This is a genomic window from Ruegeria sp. AM9 (assembly GCF_056540565.1).
The window spans coordinates 384,714-409,214 of sequence record NZ_JBQFWY010000002.1; the positions used below are offsets into that span (position 1 = coordinate 384,714).

Consider the following 24,501-nt stretch of genomic DNA (forward strand, 5'->3'; position numbering starts at 1 on the left):
TCGGGCGCACCCTATGACAGTCAGGTTGAACATACAAACCGAGGTCGACCATGAGTTTCCTGTCTGCGACACTGTCACGCGTAAAACCCTCTCCGACCATTGCGATGACAGCAAAAGCGGCTGAGCTGAAAGCCGCCGGTCGCGACGTGATCGGCTTGAGCGCGGGTGAACCCGACTTCGATACCCCGCAAAACATCAAGGACGCCGCCGTTGCGGCCATCGCTGCGGGTAAGACCAAATACACCGCGCCTGACGGCATCCCCGAGTTGAAGCAAGCCGCCTGCGCCAAGATGAAACGCGATCACGGGCTGGATTACACACCCGCGCAGATCTCGGTGGGGACTGGTGGCAAGCAGACGCTTTATAACGCGTTGATGGCGACGATGAACGACGGTGATGAGGTGATCATCCCTGCGCCCTACTGGGTCAGCTACCCGGACATGGTACTGCTGGCAGGCGGCACGCCAGTTGTTGTCGAGACAACTCTGGAGAACAACTTCAAGCTGACCGCAGATCAGCTTGAGGCCGCGATCACTCCCCAGACGAAATGGTTCATCTTCAACTCTCCGTCGAACCCGACCGGCGCGGGCTATAGCCGCGACGAGTTGCTGGCGCTGACGGATGTGCTGATGCGTCACCCGCATGTCTGGATCATGTCCGACGACATGTATGAACACCTGGCCTATGACGGGTTTGAGTTCTGCACCCCCGCCGAGGTCGAACCCGGCCTCTATGACCGCACGCTGACCTGCAATGGTGTTTCCAAGGCCTATGCCATGACCGGCTGGCGCATCGGATACGCGGCCGGTCCGGTCAAGATCATCGCCGCGATGCGCAAGATCCAATCGCAGTCGACCTCGAACCCGTGCTCGGTCAGCCAATGGGCCGCGGTTGAGGCGCTGAACGGCACACAAGCGTTTCTGGCCCCGAATAACGAGACCTTCAAACGCCGCCGCGATCTGGTGGTGAGCATGCTGAACGAGATTGATGGCATCACCTGCCCCACGCCCGAAGGCGCGTTCTACGTCTACCCCTCGATCGCAGGGCTGATCGGCAAGACCACCCCGGCGGGCACAATGATCGACTCGGATGAGGCCTTTGCCACAGCCCTGCTGGAAGAGGCAGACGTAGCGGTCGTCTTCGGCGCGGCCTTTGGCCTGTCTCCGAACTTCCGGGTCAGTTACGCGACCTCGGACGAGGCCCTGACCAAGGCCTGCACCCGCATCCAGCGCTTTTGCGCGTCCCTGACCTGAGCCGGAGGCCCCGATGACCGCAGAGCTGCCTGAATACTATTTCCGTATCCGCGAGAACGGCGCGGCCGTTTTCAGGATCGACACTGAAAACCGCCAGCAGCGGATCGAGATGAACCAGATTGCGGTCATCAACATCCGCAACGGCGAAGTCAAGCCACAGGGCCAACGTATTCTGACCGAGGCTGATCAGGCCGAAATCGCGCGCTGGATGGAAGACCGCAAAGCCCTGCTGGCGCAACGCGATATCGACGACATTCATCGCGCGGTCGATTACATGAACCTGACGACGCAATGGGCGCAGTCCAAGGCGTCGGATGAGCAGCTAGAGGATGTCACCGACCGATTGCTGCTGGCGATGCACGATCTGCGCACCGTTCTGGTGCGCAAAAAGGCGGACCGGCTCAACAAAGGGTGACCGAGCAGTTATTCGGCTGGAACCCCAACGGCACGGATCGAACGCATCCAGAACCGCGCCATCAGCAGAACGGCGGCGCAGGCAAGGCCCAGCACGAGGCCCAGCCAGATGCCGATCCCGTCCATGCCCTGCACGAAGCCAAAGTAGTACGAGGCCGGTATCCCCACGACCCAATAGCTGAGCCCGGCCATAACCATCGGTACCTTGGCGTCCTGCAACCCGCGCAGCAGGCCCAGTGCAATCACCTGCGCACCGTCCACCAACTGGAACAGCGCAGCCATGGCCAGCAGCCCGGTACCGATGGCCAGAATCTGCGGGCGTTGCGGATCGTCGGCTTCCATGAACAGTGAAATCAGCGGCTCGGCGTATGTCAGGAACAGGATAACCGTCAGCACCGACATGACCAGCGACATGCCTGTCACTGCGATAGCACCCTTTTCAAGATGCGCGCGGTCTTTGCGCCCCAAAGCATTCCCCGCCCGGATCGTCGCTGCATTTGACAGGCCCAGATGCACCATGAACGTGGCCGAGGCTAGGTTCAGCGCGATCCCGTGCGCCGCCAGCGGCACCTGCCCCAGCCAACCCATCATGATGGCCGACATGGCAAACAAGCTGACCTCGGCCAGCGTGGTCAATCCGATGGGCACGCCAAGGCGCAGGACGCTGAAAAAGAACTCCCAATCCGGGCGCCAAAAGCGTTGGAACAGGCTGTGTTCCGGCAGCGCCCGCACCGCGTATATGACGACAAAGACCAGCGATACGATCTGCGTCACCACCGAGGCGATGGCCGCGCCCATAACCCCCAACTCGGGCGCCCCCCAGTTGCCGAAGATCAAGGCATAGTTCGTCACCGCATTCACCACTGCGGCGGTGACGGTGATCCACAAAACGATCTGCGTTCGCTCCAACGCGGCCAGATAGGATTTCAACACCATCACCAACAGCGCCGGGAACAGCCCCCACCCTGCGACACGCAGGTATTCTGACGCGGTTTCAGCAACTTGCGGGTCTTGCTTCAAGGCGATCAGGATGGGTTGGGACCACCACAACAGCGGCATCATCAACGTCGCATAGATCAGCGACAACCACAGCCCCATCCGGGTCGAGCGGCGAATGCTGGTCTCATCCTCTTCGGCGGCGGCCGTGGCCACCATGGGCATCACCGCCCAGCCAAACCCGGCCCCGAACAGAAACAGCACGAAATAATAGCTGCTGGCCAGCGTCACGGCGGCCAGCGCCTCAACCCCGTACCAGCCCAGCATGATCGTGTCAGTCAGGCCAATCGCAAACTGTGCCAGATGCCCGCCGATCAGCGGCAGGCCCAGCACAGCGATGGCCTGAAAATGGCCGCGATATGTCATCACCTTGTTCATCCCATCAGCCTTATGCCCGGCCAGAGGCCGGGACAAGAGGTGATAAAGGAAATTTCAGGTTGAGACTATCCGAGCGCGGCCAGGTGGCTTAGCCCGTCATTACGTTTCCGGGTGCAGGGTATTGCCCAGAATATGCTCGGATCTGTGGATCACGTGATGCGCCTGCCCCACGATCAGAGGATCGGGTTGCCCCACGATACCGTGATCCTTGTCCGGGTAATCCAGCGTCGACAAGAAGTGGCGCATACAGTTCAGACGGGCGCGTTTCTTGTCATTCGACTTGACGATGGTCCAGGGCGCATCGGCGGTGTCGGTGTAGAAGAACATCGCCTCCTTGGCCTCGGTATAATCGTCCCATTTGTTGAGGCTGGCCTTGTCGATCGGCGACAGTTTCCACTGTTTCAGCGGGTCGGTCTCACGGCTTTTGAACCGGCGCTGCTGTTCAGACTGCGTTACCGAGAACCAGTATTTGTAAAGCTGTATGCCCGACCGAACCAGCATCCGCTCAAGATCCGGTGTCTGACGCATGAATTCGAGGTATTCATTGGGCGAACAGAAGCCCATGACCCGCTCAACGCCCGCGCGGTTGTACCAGGACCGGTCGTAAAATACCATTTCGCCAACCGTCGGAAGCTCCTGAACATAGCGCTGGTAATACCACTGACCCTTTTCCTCCCAGGTCGGTTTGTTCAGCGCCACGACGCGCGCCTGACGGGGGTTCAGGTGCTCCATGAACCGTTTGATCGTGCCACCCTTGCCCGCCGCGTCACGGCCTTCGAACAGCAGTACAAAACGCTGACCGGTTTCCTGCGCCCACAATTGAACCTTCAGCAATTCGGCCTGCAACTCGGCCTTTTGCGCCTCATAGGTTTTGCGCGCCATCTTGCGGCCATAGGGGTATCTGCCGCTTTCAAACGCCTGCCGGATTTTCTCGGGGCTGGGCTGAGCGGGTTCGAGATTTTGCGTCGGAGAGGGTTTTACGGGGGATTGTTTTTCTTCAATTTTTGCCACAGCGTCCATTCAGTTTTTCCTTTTCTCACTATCCGCGGACACGGCTAGCAGAAGACGCAATTTTTCGCTTTGATTGGTGTCAAATTGATGCCTGAAAAACCCATCATTTCGAGGATCAGAAGGAAGGTCACAATGAAAACGGACATCATCGACCTGAACGGCCAGTCTTTCTTTCTGCGGCGCTGGGGCAATCCTGACCTGCCGCCCTTTCTGATGCTGCACGGTTTTCCTGAATATGGCGGAGCCTGGAGCGAATTGGCCTCGCATCTGGCAGATCATTTTCAATGCATCGCGCCGGACCAGCGTGGCTATGGGCAAAGCTGGTGCCCAGAGGGTGCGGGGAATTACAAGTTGTCTCAGTTGGTGTCGGACATGGCGGCGCTGATCGAACAGGTTGGAGGTCCGATCTGCGTTCTTGGTCACGACTGGGGTGCGTCGGTGGCGTATGGGTTGGCCATGTTCCGCCCCGATCTGGTCAACCGCCTGATCATCGCGAACGGCGTTCACCCGGTGCCGTTTCAACGCGCCATGGCCTCTGGCGGCGCGCAGTCCGAGGCGTCACAATACATCAACGCCCTTCGCGCTCCGCATGCGTTCGCGCAGTTTTCAGCAGACAATTTTGCTAAGCTCGAACAGTTCTTTCGGTTCGGCATGGGCGTCGACTGGCTGTCAGAACGGCGTATGCAGGACTATCGCACCGAATGGGCCCGCCCCGGCCGGCTTGAGGCGATGTTGAACTGGTACCGCGCCTCGCCTCTGGTCGTCGCCGAGCCCGGAGAGCAGCGAACCGATCTGCCGGAATTACCTGTGGATCGTCTGATGGTCCGCTGTCCGCACCTGCTGTTGTGGGGGCCGGATGACAAAGCCCTGCTGCCCGAGGCCACTGCGGGGCTGGAAGAGTTCGCACCCGACCTGACCCGCGTCGTGATCCCCGGCACTGACCACTGGCTGCATCACCAGAAACCGGAAGCGGTCGCGCAGGCCATTCTGGATTGGATCGCAGACTGACCGTTCAGGTATGTCCCCAATCCTCGGGGTCGTCCGAGTTGTTGGGCGACAGGCCCAGAATGTCACCTTGGGTCGAACACCCCAACCCAAGAACCGTACGGTTCGCATAGGCAAAGTAAGCGCAGACCTGATTGATCTCGAGGATTTCGCCGTCGTCCCATCCAGCATCCCGCAGGGCCTGAATATCCGCCTTAACCATTTCAGCCGGAGCTTCGGTAAGCTTGCGCGCATAGTTCATCGCCGCGATCTGCGCCCCATCCAACGGAGCGGCGCCTGGCGTTTCCGCCTCAATCGCGCTGCGGATGGCCTGACCCCGATCCGGGTCTTTCAACAACCGTTGCAGGCCGTTGAAATGATGCTCGACACAATACCCGCACTGATTCAGCGAACTGACCCAAACGCCCAGCACCTCAAGAAACCACTTTGGGATTTTGTTGGCCGAATGGTGCAGGACGTTCTTGTACAACGCCATATGGCCCTCCATCGAATGTGGCCGCAGGGAATGCGCCATCATGATGTTGTCCACGTTGTTGCCCGGCCCCGTGACCCGTTCGTACAGCTTCCGCAGCTTGCCGCTGGCCTCGTCGAATGGAACAGTCTTGATCCAGCTCATGCGGTTTCCCTTCCTGTTGTCGCACCGTCCCCGCTCCGGCCTTGCCCCTACCATCGACAAGACGAAACTGGATTGACCAACCATGTCAGGCTAAGCTGACGTAAGGCAAGGGGGGAGTATCCAATGGAAATGGCAGAAAAAACAGTCGCGGACTGGTACGCCAGTCACCCGATTTCTGCACCGCATATTCTGACCAAGCTGAAGAACCTCCGTGGGTCGCTCGAGGGTTTGACCCCGCAGGATCTCTACCCCTATGATCAGGATCACTATGACGGGCTCGAGGCGAATGCCCGGCTGGCTGACAAGGCCCGGATGAACGCTGGTGACAGTGTTCTGGATGTCTGCGCCGGTTTGTGCGGCCCTGCGCGCTGGTACGCGTCCGAACGCGGCGTTCAGGTGACCGGTGTCGACATCAGCCCCAACCGTGTTGACGGTGCGCAAGAGCTGAACGCGCTGGTCGGGTTGCAGGACCGGATTCACCCGGTTCTGGCCAGTGCGACGGAAATGCCCTTTGACGATGCGCAGTTCGACGCCGCAGTCAGCCAGGAATCATTCCTGCATATCCCCGACAAACCAAAGGCCCTGCACGAGGTGTTTCGGGTCCTGCGCCCCGGCGGTCGCTTTGCCTTTACCGATTGGGTGATGCATATACCTTTGCCCGACGATGAGATGGAACAATACCGTCAACGCTTTGCCTGCCAGTCCCTGCTGAGCATTCCCGAATACGAATCCCAGCTTGGGCAAGCCGGATTCGAGGTCGTCTCGGCCGATGATATCACCGGACCCTGGGGCGATATTCTGGCGCGGCGTCTGAGTATGTATCAAACCCTGGACGCCGAGGCCGAACGCGCGGGCAACCCATCGAAAGGGGATGAATTCCTGAAGATGTACGCAAAATTTGTCGGCGATGTGCAGCAACGGCGCATCGGCGGCGTGCGCCTGACCGCTGAAAAACCTAAATAACCCCGCAAAGATCGGTGCCATTACCTCTGTGACCGCAGGCGCCGGGCAGTGTGTTTTGCGCGTTCCGTACGGCCAAATGCCCACAACACCTCGCGCCCCTCTTCCCCCGGACCACATCACCTGCCATAATGGCCCCCAACCCAAAAACAAGAGCAGCACCGATGCCCGACGATCTGTTGACGCCCAGCGCGACCGCCACCTACGACGCCTCCTCGATTGAGGTGCTTGAAGGGCTGGAACCGGTCCGAAAACGCCCCGGTATGTATATCGGCGGCACGGATGAGCGCGCGCTGCACCATATGGTCGCTGAAATCCTCGATAACTCGATGGACGAAGCGGTCGCCGGCCACGCCAACCGGATCGAGGTTGAGCTGCACGCAGATTACGCCTTGACTGTGCGCGACAACGGGCGCGGCATTCCGATCGACCCGCATCCCAAATTCCCGGACAAATCCGCGCTTGAAGTCATCCTTTGCACCTTGCACGCGGGCGGTAAATTCTCGGGCAAAGCCTATCAGACCTCGGGCGGTCTGCACGGCGTGGGCGCATCCGTTGTGAACGCCCTGTCGGATTCGATGGTCGTGCAGGTGGCCCGTGACAAGACGCTGTTCGAACAGCGCTTCTCGCGCGGTGTTCCTTTGGGACCGGTCGAGAAAATCGGCGCAGCCCCCAACCGGCGCGGCACCACCGTCACCTTCCACGCGGACGAGGAAATCTTTGGCCATCACCGGTTCAAACCGGCACGGCTTTTCAAATCTATCCGCTCCAAGGCGTACCTTTTCTCCGGCGTCGAAATCCGCTGGAAGTCCCACATCGACGACGGTGAGACGCCGACCGAGGCGACCTTCCACTTCCCCGGTGGCCTGTCGGATTATCTGAAGGAGACGATGAACGGCTCCTCGACCTACGCCGAACAGCCCTTTGCCGGCACCGTGGACTTCAACGAGAAATTCGGAACGCCCGGCAAGGTCGAATGGGCGATCAACTGGACGCCCTCGCGCGACGGGTTCATCCAGTCCTACTGTAACACCGTCCCCACCCCCGAAGGCGGCACCCATGTGGCCGGGTTCTGGGCTGCGGTCCTCAAGGGGATCAAAGCGTACGGAGAACTGATCAACAATAAAAAGGCCGGTCAGATCACCCGCGACGACCTGATCACCGGCGGGTGCGCGCTGGTCAGCTGTTTTATCAGCGAACCGGAATTCGTCGGTCAGACCAAAGACCGTCTGGCCACGGTCGAGGCGCAGCGGCTGGTCGAAAACTCGGTCCGCGACCATTTCGATAACTGGCTGGCCGCGGACACGAAATCTGCCGGCGCCATTCTGGACTTCCTCATCCTGCGGGCCGAGGAACGCCTGCGCCGCAGGGCCGAGAAGGAAACACAACGCAAGTCCGCCACTAAGAAACTTCGTCTTCCCGGCAAGCTGGTGGACTGTTCTAGTTCAACACGCGACGGCACCGAATTATTCATCGTCGAAGGCGACTCGGCGGGAGGTTCCGCCAAAATGGGCCGTGACCGCAAGACACAGGCCCTGCTGCCCCTGCGCGGCAAAATCCTGAACGTGCTGGGTGCGGCCAGCTCGAAACTGGGCACGAACGCCGAGATCAACGACCTGACGCAGGCTTTGGGCGTGGGCCTTGGCACCAAGTTCAACGTCGATGATCTGCGCTATGACAAGGTCATCATCATGACCGACGCGGATGTGGACGGGGCGCATATCGCCTCGCTGCTGATGACGTTCTTCTTCACCCAGATGCGTCCGATGATCGACGCGGGCCACCTGTACCTCGCCTGCCCGCCCCTCTACCGCCTGACCCAAGGCGCCAAGCGCGTCTATTGTCTGGACGAGGCCGAGCGTGACGAGTGGCTTGAGAAAGGGCTGGGCGGCAAAGGCAAGATCGACGTGTCCCGCTTCAAAGGTCTGGGCGAGATGGACGCCAAGGACCTGAAAGAGACCACGATGGACCCGGCATCCCGCAAATTGATACGCGTCACGATTGATGAGGACGAACCCGGCGAGACCGGCGATCTGGTCGAGCGCCTGATGGGTAAGAAGCCTGAACTGCGGTTCCAGTATATTCAGGAGAACGCGCGGTTTGTGGAGGAGTTGGATGTCTAGCGATTAAATAGAAATGCTAAAGTTGTTTTTGAAGAAGCGAGCAATAAAATGCGCGCTGAGAAAACCCACTCCCCAGCGATTTTCAATAGACAGAGAAAATTGGCACAATATTGACTATTTTTCCACCTCGTTAAAGTTTAGCGAAGGTGAAAATAGAGACATATTTATTGAAAGATTTAACGGCCAAGAAATATCTGGGCTTCGATGGAACGGTAATCGGTATGAGGAACAAATCTCGATACCAATTGTTGAACTGAATAACGCCTTAATAGAAATCACTCATCACTTTAGAAGTGTCAGAATTCGATATGATGGGCCAATGAGCTTTTTCTTTGGTCAAGTTTCTCTGCTGCGCTATCGGGTACTTTTGAAAGAATGGTGGAGCCAAAGACGCTTTAACTCTCAATTGAGATTTCGCACAGACAGAATCGAAATTCTCAAAGAAATTGTTGAAATCCACATTAATAGAGTGGAAGATGACCCCTTTGCAGCGGCAGGAGCAAGTGGCATAAGCGCATGGAATCTTTTTAAAAGAATCCACGGCCAGCGCGCATTTAACCACCCTAACTCATCTTCTGCATTAACAAGGTTCGAAATGATTTTAAACTCGCTGGTCTCGTCGAATGATCTTTCACTAGACGAACAATCCCGATACCGACTGGAACCCCGCTCCCTTCAAACGATTTCAGAGCACGAAGTCGAACAACAACGCCATACTGACAATATTCGGCACAATTGGCTTATATTTTTTCTAACATTGGTTCTGGCAGCTGCCGCGATCATGGGAGCATGGACAGACTGGTCTCAATTACCCGACATAAGCTCTGATTTATCGAAAGAATGAGTCGTCAGGGACTAGCCTGTTCGTGGTTAATCAACTGTAGACAGTCTACCCAGCGATCCCCAACTCTTTCGGAACAGGGGATTGGTTTTTACAGTTTTTTTTCAACCATCCTCGTTGAACGACCCAAAAAACTCGTCTGTATACGGTTTTGAAACTCTGGGACGTTGGATCAACTAAAGTGTTTCTCCAAAACACTCCCCTTGCCTAACCCGTTGATCTCGTTCACACTTACCCTCAAACCGTCATTCAAGAACGACATTTGAGGTTCCGAGCGTCCAAATCCGAATAAGACCAACAGATATTCGAACGGGAGGACGACATGAAAACATTTACCCTCGGGCTGGCCTTTGCCCTGCTGGCCACGCAAGCCTCTGCGCAGCAGACGCTCAGCCTTGCATCGCCGATACCTGATGGGGCCGAGTCTCGGTTCTGCTATTACAAGGGCCTGACCTATTCCGAGGACGCCTTTGTTCTGCTGGTGGGCGACAACACCGTCACCACTACGGTCAGCACCGTGCAGGAACGCCTGCTGCGTTGTCATCGCGACAGTGACGGCACCCTGAAATGGAAACCCCAAAGCACGTTTTCGACCAACAACTAATCGCTTGGGGTGGGCGGTCTAGCCCACCTTATCCTCCAGCCATTCCGCGATCTGCGCGGCGGGTTTTTCCCAGCCGGGTTCCATGAACAGAAAATGCGCATGGTCTTTGACGGGCAGGAAGGTCGCGCGATCTCCGTACAGATCAGCCAGCGCCCGACAGGTGTCGGGGTTCACAGCCCGGTCCTCAGTGCCCGAGACGACCAGCACCGGGCAGTCGACTTTGTCGATCTCCACCTTCATCGCGTGGTGGTCGTCGAACATCCAGAAGAACATCTCGAACATCACCCGCCCGCTTTCGGCACCCAGCCGGTCGAACACCGCGTGCTGCCGCGCCTCGGGCATCTTGTTCAGCGCGAAGGGAGCCATCAGGTCGAACTCGACCCGCATGGGCTGTTTCCAGAACGCCCCGCCCTCCATCAATGCGCGCGGAATGGCGCGTTCGTCGTCGGTTTCCGGCAGAGTCCCCCACGGAGCGTTCGGGTTGATCAGAACGATAGCGTTGGCCAGCCCACGAGACGCCACCTGCTGCGCCACCACCCCCGCGATGGCGTGGCCGAGCAGCACGGGCTTGCTGTCCAGCCCCCGCACGAATTCGGCGATATCATTGGCATAGTCCATGACGCTGGTATCGGTCAGTCCGGGGTCGGGTTCGGCCTTGGGGTCGCCGCCATGATAGCGCAGCGCCGGGGTGTGCACCGTCCAGCCTCGGTCGCGAAAGAAGCCCGCGTAATCCTCCATACACCACGGCCCGGCAAAGGCCCCGTGGATCAGAACAATCTCGTTGGTCATGAAAATCTCCCTCACCTCTGATCAGTATGAGAGCTGTGGGACGGGTTCGGCAAGCCCGTTACAGGGGGCCTTGAACAGGGTGGCTTCGGTCAGTTCGATCCGGTTACCGCCGCAGGATGGGTCGATGATTGCACCATACTGTTCAGGAAATTCGACCAAAGCTCTGGCTCTTAACTACAACTGCCTGTGAAGAGTGTTGCCAGCACGCTGGCAGGTGGTCACTTTGGTGTCATGACATTTGTGACCGAAAACCAGTTGCCGCTGCTGATCCTGTTCTTTCTGGCCGGGTCGATTGGCACCGCGTTCCTGTTTCGCAAACCGGCGAAGCACCGGGCGTGGAAACTGGCGGATTTGGTCTGGGTCGTGCTGGGTGGCATCGGTGCATTGGTGGCAGTTCTGGCCGGACTCTATACTTCGGACAGTTCCCGTTTGGACCGACAGATCGACGTGGCCTATGCAGCAACGCTGGCCTTCGACCGCGACGCCGCACGGTTCCGGTTGCGGTTTTGCGATCCCGCCTACGATCCGGACACCGCCGTGTTGTGCGACCGGGTCGAGTTCCTGTCCGCCTCAACCGCCAGCAATGCCGATCTGCCCCTGTTTATCGCCGTGACCAATGAGGTCGCCCCGCTGCAAGGCCTGCACTTCCTGTTCGGGCGGCAGGAAAAGGACGAGATGGGCCAGATGGCGGCCAAGGCGGATGCGTTCAATATCGACCAGTTTCTGGTCTTTGCAACTCTGGACGAAAAAACTCAGGCCGCCATCGACAACATGCGTCGCAAGGTACCTGCGATTGCCGGAGATTATCTGATCCTTGCGCAAAGCTATGATGATCTGGTCGAACAGGTCGGCAAGCTGAAAGACGAATGGGAATACCTGCAGGCCAACGCGCATATTCTGGTGCTGCAGATTATCGCCCTGTGTCTGGTCAGCTTTGCCGCGCCGTTCCGTCTGGGCAAATCCATTGTCGAGCTGCGAACGACCCTTAACGCCGATAGGCCTGCGCCAGTTGCTCTGGATCGGCCCCAAGAAAATACCGCGCCAGCGTCCACAGATTCCGAGCCCCCCGACGCAGCCACCCCGCCCGCGCATAGCGGTCCGCACTCGTAACCGCGCGAGTGTTCAGCATGGCGACGCGGGGCAAGGCGCGGACCAGTGCCACGTCTTCCATCAGCGGTTGATCGGGGTAACCTCCGGCCTTCTCATACATGCGGCGCGGCACCAGAAGGCCCTGATCCCCATAAGGCAGACCAAACACCCGGCTGCGCAGATTGGCCCATCCCGCGACCCATGCAGGACCAAATCCTTTTGCCCCAAAGGCCAAACGAAATGCCGCCGGTTTGCCAGTGGCGAGGTGCTCGCCCACCTCTTTGCTCCACCCGGCCTGCAGCACGGTATCGGCGTGCAGGATTAACAACCACTCGGCCTTGGCAACCGCGCAGCCCCGCCGCAACTGTCCCCCGCGTGAGGGCGCGCCGGTCACGATCTCGGCCCCGGCCTCATCTGCGATTTCAAGCGTCGGGTCGGTTGATCCGCCATCGGTCACAATCAGTTCGCGGATCAGCCCGGTATGCAGCCCCTCCATCAGGGCAGGCAGGGTTTCAGACAGGGCCTCGCCCGCGTTCAGGGTCGGAATGACGATGCTGATCGGTGCTGGCAAGGCGGATACCCTCTGGTCATGGCGGCGGGAACTCCTATATCACGGGGCCGAGGGAAATGACGAGGACCACCCGATGCCCAATCGCCGTATTCTGCGCCTTAGCGGGTCGGACACTGACAGCTTTCTTCAAGGGCTGGTGACCAATGACATTTCCGGGCTGGACACCGGGCTGGTCTACGCGGCCTTGCTGACCCCTCAGGGCAAGTATCTGGCGGATTTCTTTCTGAAACGCGACGGAGATGCGGTGCTGTTGGATGTCTCCGAGGACATCGCCGACGGTTTTGTCAAACGGCTGAGCATGTACAAACTGCGCGCCGATGTTGTGATCGAAGACAGCGGCCTGAACCTGCAACGCGGCACCGGTCCGGCGCCCGAGGGCGCCCTGCCCGATCCGCGTCACCCGGATATGGGCTGGCGGATCTATACGACCGAAGCCGAAGCGGACGACGGCACCGATTGGAACGCCATCCGTGTGCAGCACTGCATCCCGGAAACCGGCATCGAACTGACGCCCGACAGCTATATCCTCGAGTCCGGGTTCGAAGCCCTGAACGGCGTCGATTTCAAAAAGGGCTGCTATGTCGGGCAGGAAGTCACCGCGCGGATGAAGCACAAGACCGAGCTGCGGAAAGGGTTGCGACGCGTCCGGGTTGAAGGCTCGGCCCCTGTCGGAACGGAAATCACGTCCGACGGCAAACCGGCAGGCACGCTGTTCACCCAGTCGAACGGCTACGGAATCGCATATCTGCGCCTTGATCGCGCAACAGGCGAGATGCGGGCGAATGGGGCCGCGGTCAGCCTGACCACGTAACATGTTGCCATTCCGGCACGGCTGAGGTGCCAACGCGCCCGGCACTGTTTGAACAAGACCCTTGGCGCTGCCACACTGACGCCAGTTCAAAGACCCGGATGCGCATATGTTCAAGTTGTACCGAGCGATCTGGCGCGCCAGCGCCGGGCGGCAGATCGTCCTTATTATCCTGTCCATCGCCATCGCGGGTCTGGCTGCGGTCCCGCTGGAGTTTCAGCGCGATATCATCAATCACCTCACGACAGACGATATCGCCACCGAACGGCTGATCTATCTGGGCGCGGGCATGATGGCGGTCATCCTCCTGAGCCTCGCCCTGAAATGGCTGTTGGGCTATCGTGCGGGTACGCTGGGCGAGGATATGATCCGCATGATCCGCCAGCGGCTTCTGGTGCGCGCATCGGACATAGGTGAAACGGGCGAGACCGTCCGCAAGGGCACGATGACCACCGCCATCTCGGCCGAGGCTGAAGAGTTGGGTAAATTCGCTGGGGGCGCGTTCTCGGACCCGGTGGTGCAGATCGGCACGCTGATCAGCGTGATCGGCTATATCTCATCAACCCAGCCCGGCTTGGGCATGATCGCCTTTTCCATGATCGTACCACAGATCGTCATCGTGCTGTTCTCACAGCGCAAGGTGAACATCTTCGTGGCCGAGCGGGTCCGTATTCTGCGCAACGCCACCGACAAGCTGACGATCGAGGATATCAACGATGTGGTGCGCGATATCGACGCCCATTTCGACGATATCTTTGAAACCCGTCGCCGCATGTTCCTGTGGAAATTGTCGGCCAAATTCCTGCTAAGCGTCATCAATGGCGCGGGCACGGTCGGTGTCCTGATGCTGGGGGGCTATTTGGTTCTGCAGGGACGAACGGATGTTGGCACCGTGGTTGCGGCCACCAGCGGCCTCAGCCGCATTCAGGGGCCTACCGCCTTTCTGATCGCCTTCTACCGGCAGGTCAGCGCCAACCGCATCAAATATGAGCTGATGATGGAACTCTTCGGCCCCCACCCCGAGCGCTACCGGTATCTGAAGAACCGGCATTAAAAAAAAGACCGCGCGGCGGGTGCCTGCGCGGTCTTTCCTGTTTCGAACAGACGCGGGGTTACGCGCGCTCGGAATATTCCATCGTCTCGGTGTTCACTACGATCATCTCATCCTGGCCGATGAACGGCGGCACCATGACCTTGACGCCGTTTTCCAGAATCGCCGGTTTGAACGAGTTCGCAGCAGTCTGACCTTTGACGACCGGCTCGGTCTCGACAATCTTGCAGGTCACTTTTTGCGGCAGCGTGGCGTTCAGCGCCTCGGATTCATAAAATTCGACAACAATTGTCATGCCGTCCTGCAGAAACGGGCGGCGCTCGCCCAGCAGTTCGGCGGGCAGTTCGATCTGCTCATAGGTCTCGGAATCCATGAACACCAGCATCCCGTCGGATTCGTACAGGAACTGCTGATCCTTCTGCTCAAGGCGTACACGCTCGACCTTGTCCGCCGAGCGGAAGCGTTCGTTCAGCTTCGAGCCATTACGCAGGTTGCGCAGTTCGACCTGCGCAAAAGCACCGCCTTTACCGGGCTTTACGTGGTCAACTTTAACTGCGGCCCACAGCCCGTCGTTATGCTCAAGCACATTGCCGGGGCGAATTTCGTTCCCATTTATCTTGGGCATTACATTAATCCTTCACAAACGGTTGATGCGTCAGTTCCCGTCCCTATATCTGGCAGGACATCACCTGACAAGACAACGACACCTAGTGCTGCACTTGCAGCAAGCCATGCACATGACGCAACGCAACTATGCATTTTAGCTGTATCCGAATCACGTCGAATAGGTCATAAGAACCGTCACGCCGAAAATGCAAGAGCAAGAACAACAAGGAAGACGAGATGAGAGATTTCGTTGACGGCACTGCCTTTAATAACGAGCAAGGCAATCGTGCACGCAAACTTTTCGCGGCCGTTGTTTTGGCTGCACTTGATGACGCTATCGCCGATGACAAGAAATACGGCAATGGCCCCGAACAAATCGCCCGTTGGGCGCGCTCGCGCGATGGTCGCGAAGTGCTGTCCTGCGCGGGTATCGACCCGAACGAGCGGGTTGTCAGCGGACTGATGGAGTTCGTTGGTCGTGGCGTGCGGACCTCGGTCGCGCTGTCGCGTGAAGAAAGCGAGCGCCGCAATGCCGCTCAGCAGGCAGAAGCCGCATAAATCAGGCGACTTCTGAAGGAAAAAACGCGCCTCCGCACTCCGGGGCGCGTTTTTCTTTTACCCTGTCAAAAGAACAGCAGCCATTGGCGGATGACCCAGATTTCGGCTCCTAACAGGGCAGCGAAAAACAGTTTTGCGGATACGGATAGCCCCCTGTTCCACAGTAAGACATAGGCCCCCGCGCAAACCGCCATTGAAACCGGTGCCACCCAAAGGGCGTGGTGCGCACTGTCCCAATAACTGACCGGGCTGTGAAAGACCCAATCGCTCAGCGGCCAGAACTGGGGCCGCCCGTCGCCGGCGTGCAGCAGGAAATCCATCGCCAGATGCAGAAGGCCTGCCAAGGCCGCGACGGTCAGAACCCGCGACTTGCGCCAAAGCCCGGCGGCCAGCAGCAGCCCCCAAAGAAAGAACGAATTGTCGATGGCAAAAACCGTCTGCCATGCGGGTGAAAAATAGAGCTGATCGAAGACCACATGCTCGGGAATGCCCAAAAGGAACAGCGAAACGCCCGCCAACACGTACAGTGACAGATCGGGCAGCAACGACCCCAGCACGGCCGCCGCAAGGATTCGGCCCCGCGCAGGCCGAGCAAAGGCGGCGGCACCGATCAAAAGATGTGCGGGCGTGTTCATCCGGGCTTTCCCTTTGGGCTCAAATCAGGTCATCTGCGCGCCAACGTATAGGAGACGGCCATGGTTCGCGCCATCATGATTCAGGGCACCGGCAGCAATGTCGGAAAATCGGTTTTGGTCGCCGGACTGGCACGCGCCTTTACCCGACGCGGCCTGAAAGTGGCGCCGTTCAAGCCGCAGAACATGTCAAACAATGCCGCCGTGACCGAAAACGGGGGCGAGATTGGGCGCGCACAGGCTCTGCAGGCGCGCGCTGCCATGCGCCCCACGCACACCGACATGAACCCGATCCTGCTGAAACCGGAAACCGATACCGGTGCGCAAATCATCGTTCAAGGCCAGCGCGCGGGCACGATGAAGGCGGGCGATTACCGCAAGGACAAATCCAAACTGCTGGGCGCCGCGCTGGAAAGCTTTGACCGGTTGTGCAGCGACGCTGATCTGGTGCTGATCGAAGGTGCGGGCAGCCCGGCCGAGACCAATCTGCGCAAGGGCGACATCGCCAATATGGGCTTTGCCTGTGCCGCAGACGTGCCGGTCGTTCTGCTCGGAGATATCCACCGCGGCGGCGTGATCGCTCAGATCGTGGGCACGCAGGCGGTTCTTGGGGCGGATGATCTGAAGATGATCAGCGGCTTTGCCGTCAACCGTTTCAAGGGCGATGTCTCGCTGTTCGACGAGGGGCGCGATGACATTGCCGCGCGTACCGGCTGGCCTTGCCTGGGCGTCGTGCCATGGTTCCACGACGCCTGGAAACTGCCCGCCGAGGACATGATGGACATCCGGTCCCACAGCGGTGGCGCATGCAAGGTTGTGGTGCCGCAACTGGAACGGATGGCCAATTTCGACGATCTCGATCCGCTGTCCGCCGAGCCCGGTGTCACGGTCGAGATCATCCCCGCCGGACGCCCTCTGCCCGGCGATGCCGATCTTGTGCTGTTGCCGGGCAGCAAATCCACCATCGGCGATCTGACCTATTTCCGGGCGCAGGGCTGGGACATCGACCTTTATGCCCATGTTCGCCGGGGCGGCCGTGTGTTGGGCCTGTGCGGCGGCTACCAGATGCTGGGCAAGACCATCGCCGATCCCGATGGCGTGGACGGGCGCCCGGGCACGGTTGAGGGTCTGGGGCTGTTGGATGTGACCACCACCATGGCAGGCGAGAAACAGGTCACCCTGCGTACCGCGCGCACGGTCCCCGAGAACGAGCCGGTCACAGGATACGAAATTCACATGGGACGCACCGAAGGCCCTGATTGCGATCGCGCATGGCTTGAGATCGAAAACCGTCCCGAAGGCGCTGCCGACCAAACCGGCCGCATTCGGGGTAGCTATTTGCACGGTATTTTCTCGTCCGACACGTTCCGCGCCCGCTACCTGGAGCAGTTGGGCGCAACCTCGGATTTGTCATACGAGGATGGAGTTGAAGAGACGTTGGACGCGCTGGCGGATCATCTGGAACGGAACATGGATCTGGACCGCCTGCTGACCCTGACCCGGACGCCGAAACGGCCCTGAGGCCTAGTCCAACTCGCGCTCGGCCAGTGCCCGGTAAATCTCGCGCCGCACCATCTTGCGGACATTGCGGGTAATGCGCTGGCCCAGAACGCCTTGCAGCTCTTCCCGTACGACCTCAGCAATCAGGCCGCGCAGTGCATCTTCATCCCTGACCAGCGCCGATTTTTCGCCGGCTTCCTTGGCGGACTGTGTCTGCTCCGCGGTTGAGGGTTCCGAATTCCGTGCGAAGGCCGCAGTCGTGGCAGATTCATGCTGTTCCGGGTCAGACGCTGTCAGGTCGCTACTATTTGCAACAACGAACTGGTCTTCCGAGTGCCATTTGAGCGACATGGCCGGTGTCCCAGAGTAGGCGTCTTCACTGTCACCGTCTGGCTCCCACTGATCCTCGGTTCGGGCAATCGCAGCTTCCAACGCTTCAATCTTGGCGCTCAGACTGTCGGTAAGGCCGTCCTCGGGCTCGGTCTTTGCTTGCTGTTCGACAGCAGGTTCGGCGTGTTTGACGATATCACACGCCCGCAGAAGCATCGGCTTGACGGAATCCTCGGCCTTGTAGGCCGATTCCTTTTTCTCAGGTTGGAGCCGCTCGTGCACCGCCGGCTCATTGACCCGCAGCGCGTCGGTCAGAACCAGCCTGCCGGGTTTTTTTGAAAGGGATGTCGCCAGTATTCCCGGCGCTTTTCGGTCTTCTTCGGTGACCAGACGTTTAATCGAGGACAGGACGTCCTCGATTCCCGCTTTTACGACTTTATCCGTCATTGTTCTCTACCGCTCTATCCTCAGGATCGAGTGTAGCCAAACAAACCGGACCTCACAACAGGTAGTATTGGCCCTTAGTCGCGACGCAACGCTTTGAGGACCCGATCCAGATCCCTGCTTTGCCGGCTGATCTGAGCCGGAGCCTTCTTCACCAGGTTGTAGTAGAGGGTCGGATCATAAATCTGCACGGCCAGACCCAGACGTTCCGCCGTCAGCAGACCCTGCGCCTGCAGCAGCTGATACGCCGCACGGGACCGTTCGGTGCGCGATGCGACCTCGGCCAGTTGTGCGTCCAGCAGGTCTTGCTGAGCGTTCAGCACGTCCAGAGTTGTCCGCGCGCCCAGCGTTGCCTCTTCCCGGATGCCGTCAAACGCAACCTGCGAGGCGCGGACCCGTTCGGTCGACGCTCTCAGGCTGGCCGTCGCGGCCTGGAATGCGGCGTAGGCGTCCGCGACTCCTTGAGTGATGTCTTTCTGCACGTTCAGCAGGTTGGCGCGCGACGCGTCCCGCGTTGCCATTGCCCGGCGGACCGTGGCAGCCAGTCGGCCACCAGCATAGATCGGCTGTTCGAAACGCAGCGCGATGGTTGCATCTTCGAGGCTGTCATCGTTGTCATAGCTTTCGCGGATACCCGCATCAGCGTTCAGCCTGACATTGGGACCAAGATTGGCACGCTGCTGCTGCACGAACAGGTCCAGCGCACGCACCTGGTGTTGTGCTGCCTGAATGGCAGGATGGTTGCGTTGCGCGAGGCTGACGGCCTCGCCTTCGGATCGCGGCAGATTCGGCAGGCTCGGCTGACCGGCTGTGCGCCCCGGAGCTTTACCGACCGCGTTGACATACTCTGCCTGCGCAATGCTCAGGTTACCACGCGCGACCGCGAGGTCCGCTTGCGAGCTGGCCAATTGCGCCTCTGACAGCGCGACGTCCGTACGGGTTACCTCGCCCACATCGAAACGGTCCTGCGAGGCCCGCAGTTCCTCGGCCGACACATCAACGTTGTTCAGGCGAATCTGTACGGTTTCTTCCTGCAGCAAAACACCCAAATAGGCGTTCAGACCGCGGAACAGGACCTGCTGCTCAACGTCCAGCAGGGTCTGCCGTGTTGCCAGAACCGTTTCCTGCGCCGATTGCTTGCCCAACACCGAGAAGCCACCGTCATAGATCAGCTGGCTCAGCGTGAGTCCGGTAAAAAAGTTGGATGGTTCATTTCTGACCACGCCAGTGTCCGTTGAGGACCGCGTGTAGTCTTGGCTGACTTCGACCGCCCAGTTGATGATCGGGCGAAGTGCGGAAAGCGCGATCGCGACGTCTTCATCAGCCGCACGCAGCAACGCGCGGTTCTGCTCCAGCAAGCCGCTGGTGTTATAAGCCCCGATAAACGCGTCGGTCAGGTTGTCCGCCCAGACCGCACGTCCCGGCAAGGCACTCAGCGCGATTCCCGCGGTCAGTGCCAATGCCTTTACAAACTTCCCCCCCGTCCGTGAACGCATAACAAAATCCTTCTCAAACCAAAATTACGCTGCCCTGAGTATAGTTTGCGCGTTTGTTTTCAACTAATCAAGGCAACAGAATAATATGAGAAGGAATTATAGCGAAAATGCACACTCAGAGCAAAACGCCTGTAAAACCGGGGCGTTGGCGTTGAAGGCGTGACGCCAGGTCACCCGGCCACCGGATTTGTGCCCGATCCGGACAGTCCCAAGCTCTCCTTCCACGAACAGGCAGGCAATGCGCCCATGGTCCTTGAGCTGTGCAATCAGCGCCTCGGGCACCTGTTCGACCCCGCCCTGAATCATGATGACGTCATAGGGGCCATGCTCGGTCGCGCCCTGCGCCAGAGGGCCGACATGTACGATCGCGTTGTCGGCCTCGGCCTCCATCAGGATCGTCTGCGCCTCGGCCGCGAGGGCTTCGTCCTCTTCCACGGCCACAACCAGCTGCGCCATGCGCGCCGCGACGGCAGTGGAATACCCCATTGCGGGGGCGATATCCAAAACGACCTCGTCATTCGAGATGTTCAGCGCGTCCAGCATCTTGGCCAGCGTCCGCGGCTCCAGAAGGCAGCGCCCGTTGCCCAGTTCGATCACGCCCTCGGCATAGGCGGCCTCGCGCTGCGCGTCCGGCACAAAATTCTCTCTCTCGACGGTCAGCATGGCGTCAATGATGGGAAATTTCGTGACATCCGAGGGTCGAACCTGCGTATCAACCATCGTACGGCGCCGAGTTGCGAAATCTGTCATTGGATCGCTCATGTTAGTCCCAAGTATGTCCGGCTTGTGCCATATCCAGACGAAACCGGCAACGGCTTGGCGTCGAAAGTTTCGCCGGATCGCAGGAACTTGGTGTCGCACTGCGCCATGTCGCAGCAGGTAGGAACGGATTTTTCCGATCAACCCACTGGACGCCCCTGACGAAAGGTGTTAAAACGCCTGCCACACCACGGCAAGTATTTGATTTTACTTGAAAAGGCGAGTTGGCGGAGTGGTGACGCAGCGGATTGCAAATCCGTGTACACCGGTTCGATTCCGGTACTCGCCTCCATTTTATTCTAAATCATTGACTTAGCCTTGTGGTGCTCGGGTGTGACACAGAAGTGGGACACACCTACAATGATGCAGCCAACCTACCTAAGCCTTTCACGGCACGGCATTTTTTACTTCCGCTGGCCTATCTCTCCGTCATTCGGACAAGGGCGAACAACTGTAAGAATATCATTACACACAAGATGCCCGCGCAGGGCTGGCGATCTGGCACGATTTCTTGCATCTTGCGGGCGACTACTACCGGATCAAAAAAACGTGGCTCGACTTAGACAAGACCAAATCCGATCAATGGTGCAGCGGCACTTCAAGGCTTCGCTCGCAAAGTTCATGGAATGGATGAACAACACTGGCCTTCCAAAGAATGCCGTTAGCGCTATGCAGGAAGAGATTGTAGCCCATGAAAACGCCGTTGAGGGTGAGGACCCGCTGTCGGACCTGTATCTCAACTACGAGGCGTTTTGCGAAGCATCTGGCCTAGACGCTCAGGACTGGGAAGATAACGCACTAGACCTTCGACGTGAGATGCGTAAGGCGCGCTGTGACGTGCTCAGGCGTGTTCTGGCGGCGCTAGAGAACCTTGAACACTATTCTTTCGACGACACCTGCCCAGAGGCGTTTTCGCCACCCACAAATGCCGTGCCGCCTTCCTCGCCAATAGGAACTGCAATTGACGACTTCATTGCAGAACACTCGCGCCAGTGGGCTGAAAAAACAGTCGGACAGAACCGTGCCTATCTCAACATCCTTGTCGAGTACTTCGGACCGGACAGGCTGCTAGGCACCATAACCAAGCAGGACGCGAACGAAGTTAAAAAGGTCCTGCAAGCCTTGCCAGCTAGCCGGAACACTAAGCCCGCCCTCAAAGACATACCGTTATTGGAAGTTATCAAGCTGCCGGGTCACAAGAAGATCGCGCCAAAGACAACCAACAGCCACATACAGATGTTCAAGGCTTTCTTCGACTGGGCTGAGCGGCACGGTTAGTGGACTATGACAGCATGGGGATAGCAGAGAGAAGAACCCGTCAGGGCTGGGTTCTGACGCCTTTGGGGCAAAGCATTCTTTCACGGGCATTTAGTGAACTGCTGACGATAGCAAACGGGAATACAAACAGGTTCAGCGCCGAACTGTTAGACCTGTTGGGTAGCGTGGACGCTACTGCTGCAGTGAGACCTCTACACACACCCCTCGGCGACATCTTCTGAATACCGAAACAAGCACCATACTAATGACCCACACCACTGCCGCTAGAGAGTGCGAGGTCCTACTTGTCCTGATTGCGCTGTGCCTGTTTGGCTTCGAATTGTTCCCAGACCTTAATGCGGCCCTTTTGCCGCGCGTCAGCCAGCCAGAGCTTCTTACGCGCGTCAGGCACCTCTAGGCTCCTGTACTTGCCATCTGAGAACTTAGGCCAATCTATCGCCATCCCCAGCTTGACCATTTCCGCAGACAGGTCGCGCCCGTCTTCAAGATAGCACTTTGCCACTGTACGACCGTGGGTATCCTCAGCAGTAACCACTGCCCTCACCTTTTGCCCTTTGCATAGGGATACTAAAGCCCACTTGGCCTTCTTGCCGTACGGGTGGTTAATCTCGGGCGCATCTACGCCAAACAAGCGCACTTGGGTTTTCTTTATTTTTATGGTGTCGCCGTCCACAACATAGGCTGAGCCTTCCAAGACCTTTTCTATGGGTTCAGGTATTGCACTGTCAGCTTCAAAACGCGGTGGCTGCTGAACCCCTTGGGGGCGTGATGCGCCCAATCTCGGCTTCAAGTCCGAAGTTGGTTGATAGGTCGGCTTAGTGCTTCTGTCTGGCTTGCGTTTGCTATGCACAAGGAACAGCACAACTACCCCAGCAACGACAAGCAGTATCAATACTTCCACAGGATCGGACCTTGTAAATGGTTTGGCTCAAAACACATGCGGAGAAGTCCGCAGACGTACTGCACGTTATGGTTGATATTGGGATGCCGGAGAGGTTTAATCCAGTGAAAAGTGACAGCCTTTCACCACGACAAAACACCAAACACCGGCAATCTATAGGGGCTAGTCACACCCAATATGCATTCACCCGACTTGGAAAACGACAGTGCCCACAACACCGGGATAAACACCCCGTAGGACCGACCACTAAAGACTTCACTGATGAAGCGACCCCGCAGTTTGCCATACAGACTGAACGAACATAACCAATAGGTGTTGCCTAAGCATCAGTGTGACACTAGTGTGAGACACACAAGCCAACCTCACCCCCGATAATCCGGGTTATTCAATGGCTTAGAAAAATGGTAGCGGGTCCGGTACTCGCCTCCACTCCTCTACGTTGGCAACTTGTTGAGATGCGCCGCTTGGTGCGTCATTCCGCCCGTCGGCCCTGCGGGATCACTTCGTAACCCGGTTCTTCCGGCTCGTCGTCCAGCATCTCGGGCGGGAAACCGGGGGCCGTGATGTTCAGGCCGGTAGCTTCCTCTAACCGCTTGATAATGTTTGGTGACAGTTCGCGTTCGCCAAAACGGGCGATGCCGTCATCGATGATTTCGATCATCACAGGGTTGATCTCAAGCGGCACTCCGGCACGGTCGGCGACATCCTGGAACAACCCGATATCCTTCTTCACAAGGTCCATCGTGAAAGAGATATCGCGCGAGCCGTTCAGGATGACTTGGCTTTCGGTTTCATGCACAAACGAGGTACCGGATGAAATCTTGATCGCCTCGTAGGTCGTGTTGAGGTTCATCCCAGCGGCCTTGGCGGTCACAAGTGCCTCGGCGCAGGTGATCAGGTTGGCGGTGGCCAGATAATTCGTCAGCACCTTCAGGACCGAGGCCGTGCCCAGGTCTCCGGTATGCAGAACGCGGCGGCCCATCGTGGTCAGAAACGGCAAAATCCGCTCGAAGGTTGCGCGGTCGCAACCTGCAAAGATCGAGATATTGCCGGTCGCGGCCCGGTGACACCCGCCGGACACGGGGCAATCGACGGCGGCGCCTCCGCGCTCGATCACCATCGCACCCAGACGCTTGACCTCGGCCTCGTCGGTGGTCGACATCTCCATCCAGATTTTGCCCGGACCGACCTCGGGCAGCATCTGCTGCATGACGGCATCCGAGGCGGCAGGGGACGGCAGGCAGGTGATAACCGCATCGCAATCCCGCATGATCTGTGTCGGGCTTTCGGCCGCTTTGGCGCCTTGGGCCACGAATTCGGCCACCAGATCGGGATTGAGGTCATGGACCGTCAGATCAATTCCGTTCCGCAACAGCGAGCCTGACAGTTTGCCGCCGACATTTCCCAAACCGATAAATCCGACTTTCATTTCACCCTCCCGAAGGTCGCTGTTCGCGCCAAGTATCCCTGTTGCTTGCCTGTAGTGAA

At 58.6% G+C, this 24,501-nt stretch carries 25 protein-coding genes, 1 tRNA gene and 1 pseudogene; 14 read left to right on the plus strand and 13 right to left on the minus strand.

Features of this window, described 5'->3' with window-relative positions:
• Positions 1-50: 50 nt before the first annotated feature.
• Complete coding sequence (locus tag ACR0DO_RS06760) at positions 51-1,253, plus strand: pyridoxal phosphate-dependent aminotransferase (RefSeq protein WP_480557322.1); 1,203 nt, start codon at positions 51-53, stop codon at positions 1,251-1,253.
• 13 nt (positions 1,254-1,266) lie between these two features.
• On the plus strand, positions 1,267-1,668 hold the full coding sequence (locus tag ACR0DO_RS06765; RefSeq protein WP_480557324.1) for a hypothetical protein: 402 nt from the start codon (positions 1,267-1,269) through the stop codon (positions 1,666-1,668).
• A gap of 8 nt (positions 1,669-1,676) precedes the next feature.
• Here the strand turns inward: ACR0DO_RS06765 and ACR0DO_RS06770 are convergent, their stop codons facing one another.
• Both ACR0DO_RS06770 and ppk2 read right to left on the minus strand, forming a co-directional pair.
• A complete protein-coding gene (locus ACR0DO_RS06770; RefSeq protein WP_480557487.1) occupies positions 1,677-3,041 on the minus strand; it encodes an MATE family efflux transporter in 1,365 nt (454 codons plus the stop codon).
• Between the two features lie 99 nt (positions 3,042-3,140).
• A complete protein-coding gene (gene ppk2 / locus ACR0DO_RS06775) occupies positions 3,141-4,061 on the minus strand; it encodes a polyphosphate kinase 2 (protein ID WP_170443159.1) in 921 nt (306 codons plus the stop codon).
• Between the two features lie 123 nt (positions 4,062-4,184).
• On the opposite strand from ppk2, the gene ACR0DO_RS06780 reads away from it, so the two are divergent.
• Entirely contained in the window at positions 4,185-5,060 is an 876-nt protein-coding gene (locus ACR0DO_RS06780) for an alpha/beta fold hydrolase (RefSeq protein WP_480557326.1), read from the plus strand.
• A 4-nt stretch (positions 5,061-5,064) separates the two neighbouring features.
• On the opposite strand, the gene ACR0DO_RS06785 is transcribed toward ACR0DO_RS06780, so the two are convergent.
• A complete protein-coding gene (locus ACR0DO_RS06785; RefSeq protein ID WP_170672041.1) occupies positions 5,065-5,673 on the minus strand; it encodes a peroxidase-related enzyme in 609 nt (202 codons plus the stop codon).
• A 129-nt stretch (positions 5,674-5,802) separates the two neighbouring features.
• Here ACR0DO_RS06785 and ACR0DO_RS06790 point away from each other — a divergent pair, with 129 nt between their 5' ends.
• From ACR0DO_RS06790 to ACR0DO_RS06805, 4 genes are all read left to right on the plus strand, one after another.
• A complete protein-coding gene (locus ACR0DO_RS06790) occupies positions 5,803-6,636 on the plus strand; it encodes a class I SAM-dependent methyltransferase (protein WP_480557328.1) in 834 nt (277 codons plus the stop codon).
• A 161-nt stretch (positions 6,637-6,797) separates the two neighbouring features.
• Positions 6,798-8,756, plus strand: a complete 1,959-nt coding sequence (parE, locus tag ACR0DO_RS06795; RefSeq protein ID WP_170443151.1) for a DNA topoisomerase IV subunit B — start codon at positions 6,798-6,800, stop codon at positions 8,754-8,756.
• A gap of 13 nt (positions 8,757-8,769) precedes the next feature.
• Positions 8,770-9,600: a hypothetical protein gene (locus ACR0DO_RS06800; protein WP_480557329.1), complete on the plus strand. Its 831-nt coding sequence runs from the start codon at positions 8,770-8,772 to the stop codon at positions 9,598-9,600.
• A gap of 319 nt (positions 9,601-9,919) precedes the next feature.
• Positions 9,920-10,201: a hypothetical protein gene (locus tag ACR0DO_RS06805; RefSeq protein ID WP_480557331.1), complete on the plus strand. Its 282-nt coding sequence runs from the start codon at positions 9,920-9,922 to the stop codon at positions 10,199-10,201.
• Between the two features lie 18 nt (positions 10,202-10,219).
• On the opposite strand, the gene ACR0DO_RS06810 is transcribed toward ACR0DO_RS06805, so the two are convergent.
• Positions 10,220-10,990: an alpha/beta hydrolase gene (locus ACR0DO_RS06810; RefSeq protein WP_480557333.1), complete on the minus strand. Its 771-nt coding sequence runs from the start codon at positions 10,988-10,990 to the stop codon at positions 10,220-10,222.
• 21 nt (positions 10,991-11,011) lie between these two features.
• Complete coding sequence (locus ACR0DO_RS06815; protein ID WP_480557335.1) at positions 11,012-11,149, minus strand: hypothetical protein; 138 nt, start codon at positions 11,147-11,149, stop codon at positions 11,012-11,014.
• A 72-nt stretch (positions 11,150-11,221) separates the two neighbouring features.
• On the opposite strand from ACR0DO_RS06815, the pseudogene ACR0DO_RS06820 reads away from it, so the two are divergent.
• A pseudogene (locus ACR0DO_RS06820) lies at positions 11,222-11,968 on the plus strand (hypothetical protein); the annotation flags it as partial.
• 7 nt (positions 11,969-11,975) lie between these two features.
• On the opposite strand, the gene ACR0DO_RS06825 reads toward ACR0DO_RS06820, so the two are convergent.
• The gene (locus tag ACR0DO_RS06825; protein WP_170672049.1) at positions 11,976-12,650 is read right to left on the minus strand and encodes a TIGR04283 family arsenosugar biosynthesis glycosyltransferase; all 675 of its coding nucleotides are present in this window, start codon (positions 12,648-12,650) and stop codon (positions 11,976-11,978) included.
• Between the two features lie 73 nt (positions 12,651-12,723).
• Here ACR0DO_RS06825 and ygfZ point away from each other — a divergent pair, with 73 nt between their 5' ends.
• A complete protein-coding gene (ygfZ, locus tag ACR0DO_RS06830; protein ID WP_480557489.1) occupies positions 12,724-13,461 on the plus strand; it encodes a CAF17-like 4Fe-4S cluster assembly/insertion protein YgfZ in 738 nt (245 codons plus the stop codon).
• Positions 13,462-13,567: 106 nt separating this feature from the next.
• Positions 13,568-14,512 carry an ABC transporter transmembrane domain-containing protein gene (locus tag ACR0DO_RS06835; RefSeq protein WP_480557337.1) on the plus strand — a complete coding sequence of 315 codons (945 nt, stop codon included), beginning with the start codon at positions 13,568-13,570 and terminating at the stop codon, positions 14,510-14,512.
• 58 nt (positions 14,513-14,570) lie between these two features.
• Here ACR0DO_RS06835 and efp read toward each other — a convergent pair whose 3' ends face one another.
• The gene (efp, locus tag ACR0DO_RS06840) at positions 14,571-15,134 is read right to left on the minus strand and encodes an elongation factor P (RefSeq protein ID WP_480557339.1); all 564 of its coding nucleotides are present in this window, start codon (positions 15,132-15,134) and stop codon (positions 14,571-14,573) included.
• Positions 15,135-15,352: 218 nt separating this feature from the next.
• On the opposite strand from efp, the gene ACR0DO_RS06845 reads away from it, so the two are divergent.
• Positions 15,353-15,673 carry a DUF6280 family protein gene (locus ACR0DO_RS06845; protein WP_037310273.1) on the plus strand — a complete coding sequence of 107 codons (321 nt, stop codon included), beginning with the start codon at positions 15,353-15,355 and terminating at the stop codon, positions 15,671-15,673.
• Between the two features lie 65 nt (positions 15,674-15,738).
• Here ACR0DO_RS06845 and ACR0DO_RS06850 read toward each other — a convergent pair whose 3' ends face one another.
• A complete protein-coding gene (locus ACR0DO_RS06850) occupies positions 15,739-16,308 on the minus strand; it encodes a cobalamin biosynthesis protein CobQ (RefSeq protein ID WP_480557341.1) in 570 nt (189 codons plus the stop codon).
• Positions 16,309-16,368: 60 nt separating this feature from the next.
• Between ACR0DO_RS06850 and ACR0DO_RS06855 the strand changes: the two genes are divergently transcribed.
• Complete coding sequence (locus ACR0DO_RS06855) at positions 16,369-17,826, plus strand: cobyric acid synthase (protein WP_480557343.1); 1,458 nt, start codon at positions 16,369-16,371, stop codon at positions 17,824-17,826.
• Positions 17,827-17,829: 3 nt separating this feature from the next.
• Here the strand turns inward: ACR0DO_RS06855 and ACR0DO_RS06860 are convergent, their stop codons facing one another.
• The 3 genes from ACR0DO_RS06860 to ACR0DO_RS06870 all read right to left on the minus strand — a co-directional run bounded on the left by ACR0DO_RS06860 (position 17,830) and on the right by ACR0DO_RS06870 (position 20,825).
• Positions 17,830-18,582 carry a prolipoprotein diacylglyceryl transferase gene (locus tag ACR0DO_RS06860; protein ID WP_480557345.1) on the minus strand — a complete coding sequence of 251 codons (753 nt, stop codon included), beginning with the start codon at positions 18,580-18,582 and terminating at the stop codon, positions 17,830-17,832.
• Between the two features lie 74 nt (positions 18,583-18,656).
• Entirely contained in the window at positions 18,657-20,075 is a 1,419-nt protein-coding gene (locus ACR0DO_RS06865) for a TolC family outer membrane protein (RefSeq protein ID WP_170443132.1), read from the minus strand.
• A gap of 96 nt (positions 20,076-20,171) precedes the next feature.
• Complete coding sequence (locus ACR0DO_RS06870; protein WP_480557347.1) at positions 20,172-20,825, minus strand: protein-L-isoaspartate O-methyltransferase family protein; 654 nt, start codon at positions 20,823-20,825, stop codon at positions 20,172-20,174.
• Positions 20,826-21,052: 227 nt separating this feature from the next.
• Here ACR0DO_RS06870 and ACR0DO_RS06875 point away from each other — a divergent pair.
• Together ACR0DO_RS06875 and ACR0DO_RS06880 are read left to right on the plus strand one after the other, a co-directional pair.
• A tRNA-Cys gene (locus ACR0DO_RS06875) sits at positions 21,053-21,126 on the plus strand.
• Positions 21,127-21,455: 329 nt separating this feature from the next.
• The gene (locus ACR0DO_RS06880) at positions 21,456-22,112 is read left to right on the plus strand and encodes a hypothetical protein (protein ID WP_480557349.1); all 657 of its coding nucleotides are present in this window, start codon (positions 21,456-21,458) and stop codon (positions 22,110-22,112) included.
• A 280-nt stretch (positions 22,113-22,392) separates the two neighbouring features.
• On the opposite strand, the gene ACR0DO_RS06885 is transcribed toward ACR0DO_RS06880, so the two are convergent.
• Complete coding sequence (locus ACR0DO_RS06885; RefSeq protein ID WP_480557351.1) at positions 22,393-23,013, minus strand: thermonuclease family protein; 621 nt, start codon at positions 23,011-23,013, stop codon at positions 22,393-22,395.
• Positions 23,014-23,485: 472 nt separating this feature from the next.
• Positions 23,486-24,442 carry an NAD(P)-dependent oxidoreductase gene (locus tag ACR0DO_RS06890; protein WP_480557353.1) on the minus strand — a complete coding sequence of 319 codons (957 nt, stop codon included), beginning with the start codon at positions 24,440-24,442 and terminating at the stop codon, positions 23,486-23,488.
• Between the last annotated feature and the right edge of the window lie 59 nt (positions 24,443-24,501).

Bases quoted from the DNA above. Each gene is read 5' to 3' on its own strand.
- ACR0DO_RS06760 (WP_480557322.1), top strand. From the start codon at position 51: ATGAGTTTCCTGTCTGCGACACTGTCACGCGTAAAACCCTCTCCGACC.
- ACR0DO_RS06765 (WP_480557324.1), top strand. From the start codon at position 1,267: ATGACCGCAGAGCTGCCTGAATACTATTTCCGTATCCGCGAGAACGGC.
- ACR0DO_RS06770 (WP_480557487.1), bottom strand. From the start codon at position 3,041: ATGAACAAGGTGATGACATATCGCGGCCATTTTCAGGCCATCGCTGTG.
- ppk2 (WP_170443159.1), bottom strand. From the start codon at position 4,061: ATGGACGCTGTGGCAAAAATTGAAGAAAAACAATCCCCCGTAAAACCC.
- ACR0DO_RS06780 (WP_480557326.1), top strand. From the start codon at position 4,185: ATGAAAACGGACATCATCGACCTGAACGGCCAGTCTTTCTTTCTGCGG.
- ACR0DO_RS06785 (WP_170672041.1), bottom strand. From the start codon at position 5,673: ATGAGCTGGATCAAGACTGTTCCATTCGACGAGGCCAGCGGCAAGCTG.
- ACR0DO_RS06790 (WP_480557328.1), top strand. From the start codon at position 5,803: ATGGCAGAAAAAACAGTCGCGGACTGGTACGCCAGTCACCCGATTTCT.
- parE (WP_170443151.1), top strand. From the start codon at position 6,798: ATGCCCGACGATCTGTTGACGCCCAGCGCGACCGCCACCTACGACGCC.
- ACR0DO_RS06800 (WP_480557329.1), top strand. From the start codon at position 8,770: ATGCTAAAGTTGTTTTTGAAGAAGCGAGCAATAAAATGCGCGCTGAGA.
- ACR0DO_RS06805 (WP_480557331.1), top strand. From the start codon at position 9,920: ATGAAAACATTTACCCTCGGGCTGGCCTTTGCCCTGCTGGCCACGCAA.
- ACR0DO_RS06810 (WP_480557333.1), bottom strand. From the start codon at position 10,990: ATGACCAACGAGATTGTTCTGATCCACGGGGCCTTTGCCGGGCCGTGG.
- ygfZ (WP_480557489.1), top strand. From the start codon at position 12,724: ATGCCCAATCGCCGTATTCTGCGCCTTAGCGGGTCGGACACTGACAGC.
- ACR0DO_RS06835 (WP_480557337.1), top strand. From the start codon at position 13,568: ATGTTCAAGTTGTACCGAGCGATCTGGCGCGCCAGCGCCGGGCGGCAG.
- efp (WP_480557339.1), bottom strand. From the start codon at position 15,134: ATGCCCAAGATAAATGGGAACGAAATTCGCCCCGGCAATGTGCTTGAG.
- ACR0DO_RS06845 (WP_037310273.1), top strand. From the start codon at position 15,353: ATGAGAGATTTCGTTGACGGCACTGCCTTTAATAACGAGCAAGGCAAT.
- ACR0DO_RS06850 (WP_480557341.1), bottom strand. From the start codon at position 16,308: ATGAACACGCCCGCACATCTTTTGATCGGTGCCGCCGCCTTTGCTCGG.
- ACR0DO_RS06855 (WP_480557343.1), top strand. From the start codon at position 16,369: ATGGTTCGCGCCATCATGATTCAGGGCACCGGCAGCAATGTCGGAAAA.
- ACR0DO_RS06860 (WP_480557345.1), bottom strand. From the start codon at position 18,582: ATGACGGATAAAGTCGTAAAAGCGGGAATCGAGGACGTCCTGTCCTCG.
- ACR0DO_RS06865 (WP_170443132.1), bottom strand. From the start codon at position 20,075: ATGCGTTCACGGACGGGGGGGAAGTTTGTAAAGGCATTGGCACTGACC.
- ACR0DO_RS06870 (WP_480557347.1), bottom strand. From the start codon at position 20,825: ATGACAGATTTCGCAACTCGGCGCCGTACGATGGTTGATACGCAGGTT.
- ACR0DO_RS06880 (WP_480557349.1), top strand. From the start codon at position 21,456: ATGGAATGGATGAACAACACTGGCCTTCCAAAGAATGCCGTTAGCGCT.
- ACR0DO_RS06890 (WP_480557353.1), bottom strand. From the start codon at position 24,442: ATGAAAGTCGGATTTATCGGTTTGGGAAATGTCGGCGGCAAACTGTCA.